Annotated in this window: 13 protein-coding genes and 1 tRNA gene; 12 read left to right on the top strand and 2 right to left on the bottom strand. The window is 48.1% G+C overall.

From position 1 onward, the window contains the following. Positions 1–52: 52 nt before the first annotated feature. Positions 53–646, bottom strand: coding sequence for an ATP-dependent Clp endopeptidase proteolytic subunit ClpP (gene clpP / locus CK797_RS03390; protein ID WP_057806919.1), 594 nt, complete (start codon positions 644–646; stop codon positions 53–55). A 636-nt stretch (positions 647–1,282) separates the two neighbouring features. Here clpP and CK797_RS09205 point away from each other — a divergent pair. Then, positions 1,283–1,414: a hypothetical protein gene (locus CK797_RS09205; protein WP_263851300.1), complete on the top strand. Its 132-nt coding sequence runs from the start codon at positions 1,283–1,285 to the stop codon at positions 1,412–1,414. Between the two features lie 216 nt (positions 1,415–1,630). After that, positions 1,631–2,983: an MFS transporter gene (locus tag CK797_RS03385; RefSeq protein ID WP_104688400.1), complete on the top strand. Its 1,353-nt coding sequence runs from the start codon at positions 1,631–1,633 to the stop codon at positions 2,981–2,983. A 104-nt stretch (positions 2,984–3,087) separates the two neighbouring features. On the opposite strand, the gene CK797_RS03380 is transcribed toward CK797_RS03385, so the two are convergent. Continuing rightward, positions 3,088–3,159: transfer RNA gene (locus CK797_RS03380), tRNA-Arg, on the bottom strand. A gap of 307 nt (positions 3,160–3,466) precedes the next feature. On the opposite strand from CK797_RS03380, the gene gap reads away from it, so the two are divergent. The 10 genes from gap (at position 3,467) to rnr (ending at position 16,482) form a co-directional block, all read left to right on the top strand. After that, positions 3,467–4,480, top strand: a complete 1,014-nt coding sequence (gap, locus tag CK797_RS03375; RefSeq protein ID WP_104688399.1) for a type I glyceraldehyde-3-phosphate dehydrogenase — start codon at positions 3,467–3,469, stop codon at positions 4,478–4,480. An 87-nt stretch (positions 4,481–4,567) separates the two neighbouring features. Further along, positions 4,568–5,773 (top strand): phosphoglycerate kinase, encoded by a 1,206-nt coding sequence (locus tag CK797_RS03370; RefSeq protein WP_104688398.1) that lies wholly within the window; start codon positions 4,568–4,570, stop codon positions 5,771–5,773. A 66-nt stretch (positions 5,774–5,839) separates the two neighbouring features. After that, positions 5,840–6,592: a triose-phosphate isomerase gene (gene tpiA, locus CK797_RS03365; RefSeq protein WP_104688397.1), complete on the top strand. Its 753-nt coding sequence runs from the start codon at positions 5,840–5,842 to the stop codon at positions 6,590–6,592. A gap of 90 nt (positions 6,593–6,682) precedes the next feature. Continuing rightward, positions 6,683–8,005 (top strand): phosphopyruvate hydratase, encoded by a 1,323-nt coding sequence (gene eno, locus CK797_RS03360; RefSeq protein ID WP_104688396.1) that lies wholly within the window; start codon positions 6,683–6,685, stop codon positions 8,003–8,005. Positions 8,006–8,134: 129 nt separating this feature from the next. Then, the gene (gene ptsP / locus CK797_RS03355) at positions 8,135–9,862 is read left to right on the top strand and encodes a phosphoenolpyruvate--protein phosphotransferase (RefSeq protein WP_104688395.1); all 1,728 of its coding nucleotides are present in this window, start codon (positions 8,135–8,137) and stop codon (positions 9,860–9,862) included. Positions 9,863–9,985: 123 nt separating this feature from the next. Further along, complete coding sequence (locus CK797_RS03350; RefSeq protein WP_104688394.1) at positions 9,986–11,368, top strand: amino acid permease; 1,383 nt, start codon at positions 9,986–9,988, stop codon at positions 11,366–11,368. Positions 11,369–11,461: 93 nt separating this feature from the next. Next, the gene (locus CK797_RS03345) at positions 11,462–12,994 is read left to right on the top strand and encodes a ClC family H(+)/Cl(-) exchange transporter (RefSeq protein WP_104688393.1); all 1,533 of its coding nucleotides are present in this window, start codon (positions 11,462–11,464) and stop codon (positions 12,992–12,994) included. Between the two features lie 66 nt (positions 12,995–13,060). After that, the gene (secG, locus tag CK797_RS03340; protein ID WP_057806936.1) at positions 13,061–13,300 is read left to right on the top strand and encodes a preprotein translocase subunit SecG; all 240 of its coding nucleotides are present in this window, start codon (positions 13,061–13,063) and stop codon (positions 13,298–13,300) included. A gap of 67 nt (positions 13,301–13,367) precedes the next feature. Beyond that, the gene (locus tag CK797_RS03335; protein ID WP_104688392.1) at positions 13,368–14,144 is read left to right on the top strand and encodes an alpha/beta hydrolase; all 777 of its coding nucleotides are present in this window, start codon (positions 13,368–13,370) and stop codon (positions 14,142–14,144) included. Then, positions 14,125–16,482 carry a ribonuclease R gene (gene rnr / locus CK797_RS03330; protein WP_104688391.1) on the top strand — a complete coding sequence of 786 codons (2,358 nt, stop codon included), beginning with the start codon at positions 14,125–14,127 and terminating at the stop codon, positions 16,480–16,482. Before CK797_RS03335 ends, rnr begins: the two co-directional genes overlap by 20 nt. Positions 16,483–16,497: the final 15 nt, after the last annotated feature.

Here is a 16,497-nt window from a genome sequence, read left to right as displayed (position 1 = left end):
TTAGTATAAAAAAACATCGTGCGGATTGCCGCACGATGTTAGTTAAGCCGAATTACTTCAGCTTGGAGTTGTTTTCCATGACGCCATCGAGTAAGCCGTAGTCCACTGCTTCCTGAGCAGTGAAGTAGTGGTCACGTTCCGTATCCTCTTGAATCTTCTCAATCGGTTGACCGGAGTTCTTGGCAAGGATGCCATTCAGCATCTTCCGTGTCTTCAAGATTTCGGTAGCGGCAATTTCAATTTCTGTTTGCTGACCCTGGGCACCACCAGATGGTTGGTGAATCAGAACTTGAGAGTGGGGCAGCCCATAACGCTTGCCCTTGGCACCAGAAGATACCAAGACACTGGCCATGGAAGCCGCCATTCCGATGACGATCGTCTGAACGTCCGCCTTGATGAAGTTCATTGTGTCGTAGATCGCCATCCCGGACGTAACGACACCACCAGGTGAGTTAATGTATAGGTAAATATCTTTCGTTGAATCTTGCGCATCTAGGAACAATAGTTGCGCAACAATTGAGTTTGCCATATCGTCTTCAATTGGACCGGACAGCATAATGATCCGATCTTTCAGAAGCCGTGAGTAGATATCATAAGCACGTTCACCACGAGATGATTGCTCAATGACAGTTGGAACTAAGTTCATGTTGTGGCCTCCTTAGTTAATTAGCACTCATTAGTATTTATTGCTAATGGATATTAATACTATAACCGATTGGTCAAAAAAGGTCAAATGTTTTACCCCTGATATAATAAAAAACGGACCCAGCAATGCCTAGGCCCGTCCTTAGTCAAGGGAATTTTGGTGATTACTTTTCGTTGATACTCTCAGAAACCATGTCTAATTCAGTGGCTGCACTTTGCTGGTCGAGTTCCTTCCAATCAGCAGCAGTCTTGAATACGTTTAATTTACTAGTGTCTTCCATGATATTTACCTCCAGATGGTATTAGTTAATTTTTATTAGTTTAATTCTTTTTATTAAGTAGCTCCTTGTTACAGTCTGAATACTACACCAGATTGGTATAGTTTGCAAGTGCCTAGATAATAATATTTTGAAAGGGTTTTATTGAATTGGTATAGTCTGAATGGCTGAAGATATAGGGCTACAGGATTGGTAACGTTTATCAATGAGTAGTAAAAATAGAAAAAGAAAATTACCTATTTCACGAGGGCCTAGAAATAAGTGGCAGAAATACCGTCAAGGGTTGCTTTTTAAAACGGGGCCCGGTATAATTGGAACGTTAATTAATTTACGTTTGATATAAAAGGAGGCATAGTCACATGCGTAAAGCACACCCATACGGCGTACAAGGCCGTCGTCCAGTTGCTCCTAAGTACAAGCGAGCATTAAAAGAAAAGAAGATTGAAGCTATTCGTAAGTGGGCTAAGGAAAAGCCAGCTGACGAAAAGTAATATAAATTTCGAGCTATGCTGTTAATGGCATAGCTTTTTTATTTTTAAAACACAGTCGACAGATAAAATATGTTAAGTGTTTTATGAATAATTGCTAAGGAATGCTGGGCGCTGCGTTAAAAATAACGGAACATTACTAAAGCGGACTAATGCTGATATATTCGTGATAAAATGAGTCAACTTTTCCAGAAAACATTGAAAAAGAGGCGACAAATTATGTTTACGTTTTTAAAACCAGCTCCCGCAGCTAAGGAGAAAGTTCCGGCTGATAAAATAGCAAGTTCATATCGGTTGCACCAATTTGGTGTATTGTTAGCAATCTGTATCGGATATATTGGCTACTATATTATTCGTTTGATTTTTACTACCGAACAAAATGAAATTATGAAGCAATATGGCTTCACCACAGCGGATATTGGACTGGTTTTGTCCTGCTTTGGGATCGGCTATGGAATTTCAAAATTATTCATGGGTGCCCTAAGTGATAAGAGTAATACTAATCGTTATCTTGCAACTGGATTAATTATTTCAGCATTGCTTAACTTTGGCTTAGGGGCGACCCGAAACCTATACGTTATGATGACTTTGATGCTGGTTATGTCGATTGCACAAGGAATGGGTGCAGCGGCCTGCCAACGTGCAGTTCAATTATGGTGGGGGAAGAAACACCGTGGTGCAATTTATTCAATCTGGTCTTCAGCACATAATGCCGGTGCATTTGTCTGTGTTGCAGTCGTTCAATTAGCTGCCTTTATGTTTTCCGGTTCGATTCCGGCGGTGTTTTACACGGCATCCGTTGTTTCGTTGCTGATCGCTGGATTTGTTTTACTGGTGGGTGCCGATCGGCCAGTTAGCGTTGGGCTGCCTAGCATTTCTGAGTATACTGGGGATGAGGTCGTCCTAGAGAACGGGACCGAATCCGATGCTGAAGAAACTACTCTGACACTGCCGCAGATTTTTATGAAATATATTTTGACAAATAGGATTGTATGGGCGATTACGCTGACCTCGATGTCTTTATATCTGGTACGGTATGGTGTGATGAGCTGGATTCCAAGCTACTTGGTCGAGTCAAAAGGCTTCACAACTAACTTTGCAAAATGGTTGGTCGGTATTTTTGAATTGGCAGCAGTTCCTGGCGTGATTATTATGGGAGCAATCTCAGATGCGTTAAAGGGACGGCGGGCACTCGTTTGCATTCTATGTGTGATTGGCTTATTCATCTGTTTGACAACTTACTTCTTTAGTAACAATCATGCTTTGATCGTCAGTGTTCTATTTATTATGGGGACGTTGATTTATGCACCGCTAACCCTTGTTGGTTTGATGGTGAATGAAGCCGTGCCTAAGTTCGCTGTAGGCTCGTCGACTGGATTCATGGGATTCTTTCAGTATATTTTTGGTGAAACCTTAGCCACAGCTTTAATTGGTATCTTGGTTGCAAAATATGGCTGGCTTGCCAGTAACGTTGTTTTGTACACGGCAGTAACCTTGGCGTTTCTACTATTAGTTTATATCTATATTGCAGAACGTCGGGCGGAAAAGACTGCTCACTCAGCTGAAAACTAAAAATAGAAAATGCTGCCGTAGATCGTGGGGCGAGTCTTAACTCTAAGATCTACGGTATTTTGTTTTAAAATACAAAAGGCCGGCATATGCCAGCCAATAAAAAATGCGCCCCCCGGGAGTCGAACCCGGATCTCGAGAACCGGAATCTCACGTGCGATCCATTACACTAAGGGCGCAAACTGTTATGTTGTATCAATCAACGTTTATTATAATATCCTATTCTGTATTTGAATGCAACTATTATTTGAGATTTTTAATCAAGATAACGTTTTCACAACAAAAATAGAAATTTCTATTGCGATTGAATAGACAATTCTCCACAAGATGGGTATTATAAAGTACGTAAGGTTTGTATATTGCTTAGGCCTTACTGCATTGGTTTACATATTTTAGAATAAGTATAAAATCTTTGTTCTAAAATCGGAATGTGATAAACTAAGCATGTACGCTAATTATGTTTTTCCTAAAGGAGGAAATTGCAGTATGACTGTAAAGATTGGTATTAATGGTTTCGGCCGTATTGGTCGTTTGGCATTCCGTCGTATTCACGAACTCAACACTGATGACATCGAAGTTGTTGCTATCAACGACTTGACCTCACCAGAAATGTTGGCTTACCTGCTGAAGTACGACTCAACCCAAGGTCGTTTTGATGGCGAAGTTTCATCAACTGACAAGGGCATTGTCGTTGACGGTAAGGAATACCCTGTATACGCAGAACGTGACGCACGCAACATTCCTTGGGTAAAGAACGACGGTGTTGACTTTGTTCTTGAATGTACTGGTTTCTACACTTCTGCAGAAAAGTCCCAAGCTCACTTGGACGCTGGCGCAAAGCGTGTTCTGATTTCTGCACCTGCTGGTAACATCCCAACGGTTGTTCCAGGTGTTAACTTGGACACTCTGAAGGCTGACGACAAGATCGTTTCAGCTGGTTCATGCACGACTAGTTGCCTTGCCCCAATGGCATACTGGCTTAACAAGAACTTCGGCGTTAAGGTTGGTACGATGACGACTGTTCACGCCTACACTGGTAGTCAAGCTGTTCTTGACCAACCACGTGGCAAGAAGTTCCGTAACAACCGTGCTGCAGCTGTTAACACTATTCCTCACTCAAGTGGTGCTGCCAAGGCCATCGGTTTGGTTATCCCAGAACTGAACGGTAAGCTTTCTGGTCACGCACAACGTGTTGCCGTTCCTACTGGTTCATTGACTGAATTGGTTACCCTCTTGAACAAGAAGGTTTCTGTCGACGAAGTTAACGATGCCATGAAGAAGGCTGCTGAAAACAACCCAGCTTATGGTTACACTGAAGACCCAATCGTTTCAAGTGATATCATCGGTTCTACCTTTGGTTCAGTATTTGATCCATCACAAACTGAAATCATGGAAGCCGAAGACGGTACTCAATTAGTTAAGACTGTTGCTTGGTACGACAACGAAAACGGCTTTACTTGCAACATGATTCGGACTCTGCTTCACTTTGCAGAACTTTAATCTGATTGCTTAAATAAGCTTTAATGAAAGGTGGGAGGAGGAGACTCCAACCACCTTTTCTTAATAGAGAAGGAGGAAACATAGTTTATGGCTAAATTAACTGTTGAAGACCTGCCATTAGAAGGCAAGAAGGTCTTAATGCGGGTTGACTTCAATGTTCCGATTAAGGATGGGGTCGTTGGTGATGACAACCGGATCGTTGCCGCACTGCCAACCATCAAGTACGTTATCGAACATGGCGGCCGGGCAATCCTGTTCTCACACCTTGGTCGGATCAAGAAGGAAGAAGACAAGCCTGGTCTGTCCCTGCGTCCAGTTGCTGAACGGCTTTCTAACCTGTTGAACAAGCCGGTTACCTTTGTCCCGGTAACGGAAGGCAAGCAGCTTGAAGATGCCATCGCTAACATGAATAACGGTGATGTTCTGCTGGTTCAAAATACTCGTTATGAAGATGTTAAGGATGGCGAATACGTCAAGCGTGAATCCGGTAATGACCCTGAATTGGGTAAGTACTGGGCTTCACTTGGTGACGTCTTCGTTAACGATGCTTTCGGTACTGCTCACCGGAAGCATGCTTCAAACGTTGGTATCGCTACTAACATGCCAGGCAAAGCCGCTGCTGGTTACCTGATGCAAAAGGAAATCAAGTTCTTGGGTGATGCTGTTGATAACCCAGAACGTCCATTTGTTGCCATCTTGGGTGGTGCTAAGGTTTCCGACAAGATCGGAGTTATTGACCACCTGCTCGATAAGGCTGATAAGATCATCATCGGTGGTGGGATGGCCTACACCTTCTACGCTGCCAAAGGCATCAAGACTGGTGACTCCTTAGTTGAGAAGGACAAGATCGATGTTGCTAAGCAAATTCTTGACAAGGCCGGCGACAAGATTGTTTTGCCAATCGATAACGTGGTTGCTGACAAGTTCGATAATGATGCCAACACCAAGGTTGTAGAAGGCGACATTGATGATGGCTGGATGGCCTTGGATATTGGTCCAAAGTCTGTTAAGGAATTCGAGGATGTTCTCAAGGACGCTAAGACGGTTGTTTGGAATGGCCCAATGGGTGTCTTTGAAAAGCCTAACTTCGCCAAGGGAACCCTTGAAGTTGGTAAGTTCCTTGGTACCTTAGCCGACGCAACTACGATTGTTGGTGGTGGGGACTCAACTGCTGCCGTTAAGCAATTAGGCGTTGCTGGTAAGCTTACCCACATCTCCACTGGTGGTGGGGCTTCCCTGACCTACCTTGAAGGAAAGGTATTACCAGGAATTGCTGCAATTTCTGAAAAGTAACCTAATCTTTAACGAGCGGAACCAGCACCGGGTGCGGTTCCGCTTTTTTCAAAGGAGCGATGAACGATGCGGGTCCCAATGATTGCGGGTAACTGGAAGATGAACAAGACGGTTGACGAGGCGGTGGCCTTTGTCAATCAGGTCAAGGATCAACTGCCGCCGGCCAGTCAGCAGGAGACGGCACTAGCGGCGCCGACTCTGGCCCTGGTACCAATGGTCAAGGCTGCGGCTGGTTCTCCCCTGAAGGTGATGGCGGAGAACTGCTATTACAAGGATAGTGGGGCCTTCACTGGTGAGACGAGTCCCAAGGCCCTCTATGCTGCGGGAATTCACCACGTCATTCTTGGTCACTCCGAACGGCGCAACTATTTTCATGAAACCGACGAGCTGATCAATAAGAAGGTCAAGGCTGCTCTGGCCAATGACATCTGTCCGATCGTCTGCTGTGACGACACGATGGGACGGCGGATTGCTTACGACCAGAAAATTCACTGGGTGGTTAATCGAATCCTGGCTGACGTCAAGGACCTAAGCGAGGATGAGGTGGCCAAGGTCACAATTGCTTATGAGCCTAATTGGGCAATTGGGACCGGTCAGAGTGCTGATCCTGACCAGGCTGAGGAGGGTTGCTACCTGATTCGTCAGACCATCTCTGATATGTATGGTCAGGCGGTTGCCGACGCAATTCGAATTCTTTATGGTGGCAGTGTCACAACCAAGAATGTTGGGGCGCTAATGGCTCAGCCGGATATTGATGGTGCCCTGGTTGGGATTGCCAGCCTGGATCCAGTCACCTTTTTACAAATCGTCAATCATTAGTCGCGAAAAGCTTGTTTTTAGTTGTGCAAGATAATACAATATTACTTGTGGAATGTATCCAAAATACAAGACAGAGGAGAGATTCATCAAATGTCACTTATTACAGATATTTATGCACGTGAAGTTCTTGATTCACGTGGTAACCCAACCGTTGAAGCTGAAGTTTACACTGAAGCTGGCGGTGTTGGCCGTGGAATTGTTCCTTCAGGTGCTTCAACTGGTGAACACGAAGCCGTTGAATTGCGTGACGGCGACAAGAACCGTTTCGGCGGCAAGGGCGTTCTGAAGGCTGTTTCAAACGTTAACAACATCATTGCTAAGGAAATCGTTGGTATGGAAGTTACTGACCAAATTGCCATCGATAAGGCAATGATCAAGCTGGACGGTACTCCTAACAAGGGTAAGCTTGGCGCTAACGCCATCCTGGCCGTTTCACTGGCTGCCGCACGGGCTGCTGCTGATGAACTGCAGGTTCCGCTTTACAACTACCTTGGCGGTTTCAACGCTCACGTTCTGCCAACACCAATGATGAACGTTATCAACGGTGGTGCTCACTCTGATAACAAGGTTGACTTTCAAGAATTCATGATCGTGCCAGTTGGCGCACCAACTGTTCGTGAAGCTATTCGTTGGGGTTCAGAAACTTTCCACGCCCTGAAGAAGGAATTGGAAGCTGCTGGTAAGGTAACCTCTGTTGGTGACGAAGGTGGATTTGCTCCTGACTTTGCTAACAACGAAGAACCATTTGAATACCTGATCAAGGCTATCAAGGATGCCGGCTACAAGCCAGGTAAGGATATTGCCATTGCCTTTGACGTGGCTGCTTCCGAACTTTGGAATGACGAAGACAAGAAGTACAAGCTTCGTTGGTCAACTGGTGAAGAATTCTCCACTGAAGAATTCATTGACTACCTTGCTGGGATCATTGAAAAGTACCCTGTTGTATCTGTTGAAGACCCAATTGATGAAAACAACTGGGATGACTGGGTAACCATCACTAAGAAGTTAGGCAAGAAGGTACAACTGGTTGGTGACGACTTCTTCGTAACCAACACTGACTACCTGAAGAAGGGTATCCGGATGGGTGCCGCTAACTCCATCCTGATCAAGCTTAACCAAATTGGTACTTTGACTGAAACTGTTGAAGCTATCGAAATGGCTAAGGAAGCCGGCTACACGGCCATCGTTTCCCACCGTTCTGGTGAAACTGAAGACACGACGATCGCTGACCTGGTTGTTGCTACAAACGCCGGCCAAATCAAGACTGGTTCTATGAGCCGGACTGACCGTCTTGCTAAGTACAACCAACTGATGCGGATTGAAGACCAACTTGGCGATGTTGCTCAATACAAGGGCATTCACTCATTCTACAACTTGAGTGAACAAGCTCGTCAAGACATCGAAAACCGTTAATTTACTGATTAAGTTAACGTCAAAGGGCCTGTTCCTCTACGTGAGGGACGGGCCCTTTTGTGTATTTCAAAATAGGTTATAATGCTAGTAGGTAAGATACCCGGTATAAGTTTTAGAGGAGGAAATAGTATGCCAAAAGACATTCAGGGAATTGCGGCTAGTGACGGGGTGGGGATTGCCCCAGTTTACCTGCTGACAATGCCGGACCTGTCGTTTAAGAGACGGCGGGTGGCTGACACCGATCAGGAGTACCAGCGGGTCAAGGAGGCCTTTGCCGCCTCGATTGCCGACCTGCGCCAGATCAAAGAAAATGCACGGCAACGGTTGAGTGACAAGGAACTAGATGTCTTCGATGCTCATATTACGATTCTCTCTGATCCTGAGATGCTAGGCCAAATTAAAAGTGAGATTGATACTCTTCAAGTCAATGCTGAGGAAGCAGTTAGCAAGGTAACCGGAAACTTTGCCAACATGCTGGCGGCAATGAAAGATAACCAGTATATGCAGGAACGTGCGACCGATGTTCGGGATATCGCCAAGCGGACCCTTAGTCACCTTTTGGGAAAGAAACTGCCAAGCCTAACTGCCATCACTCATCCGGTGGTCATCGTGGCCGATGAATTGACCCCGTCTGATACCTCCCAGATGGATCCCAGACTGATCAAGGGAATTGTGACCAACCGGGGTGGCCGAACCAGTCACGCAGCTATCATGTCGCGAACCCTCCGCATTCCGGCAGTGGTTGGGACCAATAATATTACCGCTAACGTCCAGAACGGTCAGTTGATGGTTGTTGATGGGTTGAGCGGGAGAGTCGTGGTGGACCCGACTGATGCCCAGGTTGATGCCTATCGACGCAAAGCAGCTGGTTTTGATGAACGTACCGCCGAGTGGGCTCGGCTGGTCGATGCACCGTCGATTTCCAAGGACGGCCAGCGCTTTGCGATTACCGCTAATATTGGAACTCCTGACGACGTCAACGATGTGATCAAGCAGGGGGCTGAGGGGATCGGACTCTTCCGATCTGAATTTCTCTACATGAACAGTGACCACTTGCCAACTGAGGACGAACAATTCGAAGCCTACCGGCGGGTGATTGTTAATATGCAGGGGAAACGAGTCGTTGTCCGGACTCTTGACATCGGTGGGGACAAGCCATTGCCGTTCCTGCCTCTTCCCCGGGAGATGAATCCCTTCCTTGGCTACCGGGCGATCCGGCTGTGCTTAAACCATCCCGAGATTTTCAAGCCCCAGTTGCGGGCGCTGATCAGGGCGTCGCAGTATGGGCCGCTTTCAATTATGTTTCCGATGATTGCGACGGTGCAGGAGCTGCGTCAGGCCAAGCAGATTTTCAACGATTGCAAGGCCGAACTGCAAGCTGGTCAGCCGGGAATTGGCGATGATATCCGGTTGGGAATCATGATTGAGGTTCCCTTAGCCGCTGTTAATGCCGATAACCTGGCCAAGGAGGTTGACTTCTTCAGCATTGGGACCAATGATCTGATCCAGTATAGCTTTGCTGCCGACCGGGGGAGCGACGCGGTATCCTATCTTTATCAACCGCTTAATCCGGCCTTCCTGAGTCTAGTCAAGCACGTGATTGATGCCGCCCATGATCATAAGATCACGGTGGCAATGTGTGGTGAGATGGCCGGTGATAAGTGGGCCCTTCCATTATTGATGGGACTGGGACTGGATATTTATTCGATGTCAGCCTCGACAGTATTGCGGACACGGAGCATGATGGGTAAGCTCGACACCCGGGAATGTCGGCGGGTGGTGACTGATGCCATTAATAACTGCTCTACTGATCGGGACGTTAAGATGCTGGTTAAGAATAGTCTCAATATCAAGTAAGTTAATGTGGTGAGTCAATTGACTCACTATTTTATTATAAAATAATGAGAAAAAATCTGGAATTTAATACGAAATTATAATATACTTTCCTAGAATTAGGTTAGGAAAGGGATTTGATAAAACATGAAAGATAGTGCACCGAAGCTTCGCCGATCGATGACAGCGGGGCAGATGGAGATGATTTCCCTCGGTGGGGCGATTGGGGTCGGCCTGTTTATGGGGTCCACCTCAACAATCAAGTGGACCGGGCCATCTGTTCTGTTGGCGTATGCCTTAGTGGGATTGATCCTCTACATCGTGATGCGGGCCCTGGGAGAGATGATATACATCAACCCGGGAACCGGATCATTTGCCGACTACGCAACTGAGTATGTTCATCCCCTAGCCGGCTATCTAGCCAAGTGGGCCAACGTCTTTGAGTATATTGTTGTCGGCATGTCCGAGGTGGTGGCGGCCACAGAGTATCTCAAGTATTGGTGGCCGCATATGCATACCTGGATTGCCGGGATCGTGATTATTATCTTTCTGGTCCTGGCTAATCTAGCGAGTGCGAAAGCCTACGGATCCCTGGAATTCTGGTTTGCGATGATCAAGGTCATCACGATCATCTTCATGATCCTGTTAGGCTTCATGGTGATCTTCTTTGGCTTTGGTAATGGAGGACACCCAACCGGTTTTAGCAACCTTTGGGCACACGGTGGCTTTTTCACCGGTGGGGTTAGCGGATTTTTCTTCTCAATGTCAATCATTGTTGGTTCCTATGAGGGAATCGAGTTGCTGGGTATTTCTGCTGGTGAGGTGGCCAACCCTCAGCGGGCGATCGTCAAGTCAGTCAAGTCGGTGCTCTTCAGAATCCTGATTTTTTATGTTGGCGCCATCTTCGTGATCGTGACGATTTACCCGTGGAACCAATTATCAAGTGTTGGTTCACCGTTCGTTTCCACCTTTGCTAAGGTTGGGATTACAGCGGCGGCCTCAATCATCAACTTCGTGGTTCTGACGGCAGCATTGTCGGGGGCCAACTCCGGAATCTACAGTTCCAGCCGGATGCTTTTTAAACTGGCCCACGAGGGGGATGCCCCCAGATTTTTCGGTCGGCTCTCCAAACGGGTGGTACCGGATACGGCGATCCTCGGAATCTCCGGTGGGATTTTGATCGGTTTCATTATTGATATGATTGCCTCAAACTACAGCAAGTCGACTGCTGATATGTTCGTGGTCGTATTTAGTTCCTCCGTTCTACCGGGGATGATCCCGTGGTTCGTGATCCTATTGGCGGAGCTGCGTTTTCGTCATAACAACCCGAACTTGATGGACGATCACCCTTTCAAACTGCCGTTCTACCCATTCTCTAACTATTTTGCTTTTATCATGTTGATCGTAATTGTGGTTTTTATGTTCATCAACCCTGATACCCGAATTTCCGTAATTGTCGGCGCCGCGGTCCTGATTGTTGCAATACTGGCATACTACTACCGGCATCGAACCATGGTTAACGCCAAATAGTTACAAAATCGCCGATTCTGCTGCTTGCTTAGCAGGGTCGGCGATTTTAGTGTAGAATGGTTAGGTGATTCTAAAATTAAGTGGGGGAATGTCATGAAAAATATTCAGCGCGACAGTCAAACCAAACAGCTCCTGCGGGCGATTCTGATCGGTTTCCTGACCGGAATAGTGGTGAGTCTTTTTCGCCTGGCAATTCAACACATGCTGATTGTGGTTAATAAGAGCTTTCAGTATTTTCATACCTACCCAGTTTGGCTGATTCCGTGGGCAATTGGCTCGGTTATCCTAGCCCTGCTGCTCGGCTGGATGGCCCAGCGCAACCCGAATATTAAGGGATCGGGAATTCCTCAGGTCGAGGGGCAGTTAACCAGTCAGTTTGACGAGCAGTGGTGGCCGGTTCTCTGGCGCAAGTTCGTCGGCGGGATCCTGGCGATCGGTTCGGGTCTCTATCTTGGTCGGGAAGGGCCATCAATTCAACTAGGGGCCACGATTGGCCAGGGAGTCGCGGAAAGTCGTCACTCCAACCAGCTGGATCGGCAGGTTGGTATCGCTAGTGGGGCTGCAGCCGGACTCTCGGCAGCCTTCAACGCTCCAATCGCCAGCACCATCTTTATTCTCGAGGAGGTCTACCATAACTTCTCACCGGTAATCTGGCTGGCCACCTTTGTTTCGGCCCTTTGTTCCAACATGGTCTCGATGGTCTTTTTCGGGTTGCGGCCCGTCCTAAATGTTCCCTACCAGCAGATGCTGCCAACCCGGTTCTACTGGCACCTGTTGATTTTGGGCCTAGTGTTAGGGGTGTTAGGTCGCCTGTATCAGGTCGTAATCCTGCACCTCAACCAGTGGAGTGCCAAGCTAAAATGGCTGCCACCACTGGCTTATCCGGTGGTGCCGTTTTTGTTGGTAATCCCGATTGCGTGGTTCTGGCCGCAGACCCTGGGTGGGGGTAATCAGCTGATCGGCACATTACGGCTGATGCCGGTTTCCGTGAGCCTCTTCCTTGGTATTTTCGTTCTTCGCTTTGTTTTTTCAATGATCAGTTACGGTTCGCAGCTGCCTGGGGGGATCTTTTTGCCGATCCTAACTTTAGGGGCGGTATTAGGGGCCCTATACTGTGCTTTGATGAACCAGCTGGGACTCCTGCCGGCTCGCTATCTGCCCAACTTTATTATCTATGCGATGGCAGGTTATTTTGCCTGCATTAGTAAGGCTCCCTTTACCGCCATTCTGCTGATTACTGAGATGGTTGGTTCCCTGGCTCATCTGATGCCCTTAGCCATGGTAGCAGTGGTGGCCTACCTGGTGGTTAACGCTCTCCACGGTGAGCCGGTCTATACGGCAATGTTTAATTCCTTTATCAATAAGCACCCACAGAAGATGGAGCAAAGTGTCACGATGCCGGTAACTGTGTATGCGGGGTCGCGTCTGGATGGCTGCCAAGTCAAGGACTACTCCTGGCCGACCGATAGCATTGTAACCTTGATTTACCGTGGGGAGGACAAGCTGATTCCCAACGGCCAGACGACGATTCAGGCTGGTGATACCCTTCTGATTCGGGCCAATTTCACCCCAAGCAACCAGTGCTATCAGCGGATAATGAGTGCGGCTCACTATGCGAACGTATAGCATTCAGGCTAGGCTTATGGTATGATAATGAAGATATAGTGGGTAAAATATTAGGAGGAAAAATCCTTGTATAACACATTAATGACCTTATTTTTAATTGATTGTGTGGTTCTGATCGCATGTGTAATGATGCAGCCAGCGAAGAATGATAACGACGCAATGTCAGCCTTGACGGGTGGTGCGGGGGACCTCTTCTCCCGGCGTAAGGCCCGTGGTTTTGAAGCGGTCATGCAAATTGTCACGACAATCTGCGGGGCACTCTTCTTTATTCTGGCATTGGCACTGGTTTACGTATCATCACATTAGACATTGGTAGTGTGCCCCCTGCAGTAATTCAGGGGGCTTTTTTTAACAGTGGAAAAGGATGATAGTGATGAAAACATATCCTGGTGAACCATTTTATTTTAACGGCGGCCGGCCAGCAGTGATCCTGCTGCATGCCTATTCAGGCAACAGCAACGACGTCCGCATGTTGGGGCGGGCCCTGCAGAAACATGGCTATACAGTTTACGCTCCGGTATTTACCGGACACGGCGGTGATCCCTGCCGGATCTTGCGCGATGGTGATCCCGCTGTCTGGTGGGAAGACACACAGCTGGCGATCCGCCGTCTGCGCGACAGCGGTCATGACCAGCTAGCAATCTTCGGCCTATCGCTTGGGGGACTCTTCGCTACACGAGCTTTGGAGAATGATGCTCAACTAAACGGCGGGGGAATCTTTGCCTCACCGATAACCAGCTGGGGTCGGTCTAACGTTCCGGATTACTTTCCCCGTCTGGCCATGAACTACTATCGCAAGGAGCAGACCCCGTCAGCAATGGTTACTACCAAGATGGCCTGGATCAAGGAACACCTGCCGGCCCAATTAGCAGCCATCCAGGCGATGTCCAAACAACTGGATGCAAACCTGGATCAACTTCATTGCCCTTTCTTTATCGCCCAGGGCGGCCGCGACGAGATGATTGATCCTAACTCTGGCGGCCAGCTGGCAGATCGGCTGCGTGCTCAGAGGACGCCGGTTGACTATCACTTCTATCCGAATGCCAGCCACCTGCTGACGGTCAACTCGGCCCACCGGCAACTGTTTAGCGACGTCCTAGATTATTTACAAACATTATTCGAGGTATCAGATGACAACGAAAACAAATAACAAGCAACATTTAGAAGAACAGATTATTAAGTATTTAACGGACAATGCGGGGGTCAGCTACTCCGCTGAGCGGATCGCCTACCATCTGGGGATGGACAACGGTAACCAGTTTACGCCGGTAGTTCAAACGCTGGCCAAGTTGGAACGGGACAAGAAAGTTCAAGTAAATGATAAGGGGGAATTTGAGGCAGTTATCAAACAGCAGCCCCTGACTGGAACCTTTCACGGTAATGATAAAGGGTTTGGCTTCGTTGATTATGATCCCGATCTTCCCGATATGTACATCAACCCAGACCACACCATGCACGCTTTGAATGGCGACCAGGTGACGGTTAAGGTCTTGCGTCCTGGGAAGCCGGGCACTGACCAGGGGCCCGAGGGTCAGGTTACGTCTATTGTTGAACATAACTACACGCGGGTAGTCGGTGAGTTCAAGCAGGAAACGGTCGGAAACTACATCGGTGAGATTTTGCTGAAGGATAAGAAGCTGAATACCTACCGCTTCTTCGTTACCGACCAGGGCTTGAAGCCAATGGATGGTCAGGTGGTCACTGCTACGGTTGCTACCTACCCGGACGACGATTCTCCAAAGGTCATGACTGGGGCGGTCACCGAGGTCATCGGAGACAAAGATGAACCTGGCATCGACATTATGTCGGTCATCTACGCCCATGACGTTCCCCACGAGTTTCCTAAAGAAGCCCTTGAGCAAGCGGATAAGATTCCTTTACATGTCCTGCCAGAGGAGAAGAAGGGGCGCGAAGACATTACTGACCAACCCCTGGTCACAATTGATGCCATTGAGTCCAAGGATCTGGACGACGCTGTGGTGGCCTGGAAGATGGATAATGGTCATTATCATCTGGGGGTCCACATTGCCGACGTTAGCCATTACGTTAAGCCGGGTACCCCACTGGATAAGGAGGCCTTCAAGCGCGGAACTTCAGTTTATCTGACCGATCGGGTGGTGCCGATGCTGCCGAAGCGTCTATCCAACGGTATTTGCTCCCTAAACCCAGGGGAGGAACGACTGGCGATGAGTTGTGAGATGGAGATCGATGAGAATGGTAAGATCGTCAATCACCGGATCTTCCCGAGTGTTATGCGGTCCCATGCCCGGATGACCTACAAGGCGGTCAACCGGATTCTGGAGGCCCATGACTCGAAGACAATTGCTGAATATAAGAATCTGGTACCGATGTTTGAAACGATGGGCGACCTTCACCGCATCTTGCTTAAGAACCGGAAACGGCGGGGGGCCATTGATTTTGAGGCCCCAGAAGCCAAGATTATCGTTGACGAGAAGGGCCACCCAACCGACATTCAACTTCGGGAGCGGGGACTGGCAGAACGGATGATTGAATCCTTCATGCTGGCGGCCAACGAAACGGTAGCCGAGCACTACTTTAAAGAAAAGGTACCGTTCCTTTACCGGATTCACGAAACGCCGGATAAGGACCGGATCAAATCCTTTGTTGACTTCTTGGAGGTCTTCGGTATCAATGTCCACGGTGACATTAACAATGTTAAACCGAAGATGCTGCAGAACGTCTTAAAGGAAGTTGCCGGTAAGCCAGAGGAAGAAATGGTTCAGGTTATGATGTTGCGGAGTATGCAACAGGCAAAGTACTCGGACGAGGAACTCGGTCACTTTGGATTGGGCGCTCCCTACTATACCCACTTTACCTCTCCAATTCGGCGTTATCCTGATGACACGGTTCACCGTCTGATCAAGTGGTACTACGCTCATGGTAAGGGGGAAAGATCCAAGGACCACTGGCGTGATAAGCTGCCGGAGATTGCAGAACACACCTCGGTTACTGAACGGCGGGGAATTGACACGGAACGTGACGTCGATAGCATGAAGAAGGCCGAATATATGGAGGACCACATCGGTGAGACCTTCGATGCCGTGGTCAGCTCCGTAATGAAGTTTGGCCTGTTTGTTGCGCTGCCGAATACAGTCGAGGGCCTGATTCACATCAGTGTAATGAATGACGACTACTATGAGTATTCTGAGAAGCACCTGGCTTTGATCGGCCGTAAGACCCACCGCATCTTCCAGATTGGCCAGCCAATTCAAGTCAAACTTCTTCGGGTTGATAAGGACCTGCGGGAGGTCGATTTCGAGATTGTTCATCCGGAAAATACCCCAACCACTAAGATCCGGGTGCCGCATGATGATCGTCGCGGCAACCACGGCCACTTCAACCGTCGTGACCGCAATAAGCACAATGGTCACGTCAATAATCGGCAAATCAACCGGGGACAGAGTCGTCACCATAATAATTCGCGTGACCACCATTCCGAAGGTCGCCGTCACCGTCGTCGTTCATAATTTTAACGGAGGGAT

This window comes from Limosilactobacillus pontis (assembly GCF_002940945.1).
Lineage (GTDB): Bacteria > Bacillota > Bacilli > Lactobacillales > Lactobacillaceae > Limosilactobacillus > Limosilactobacillus pontis_A.
This window is presented reverse-complemented; position numbering and strand designations above follow the sequence as displayed.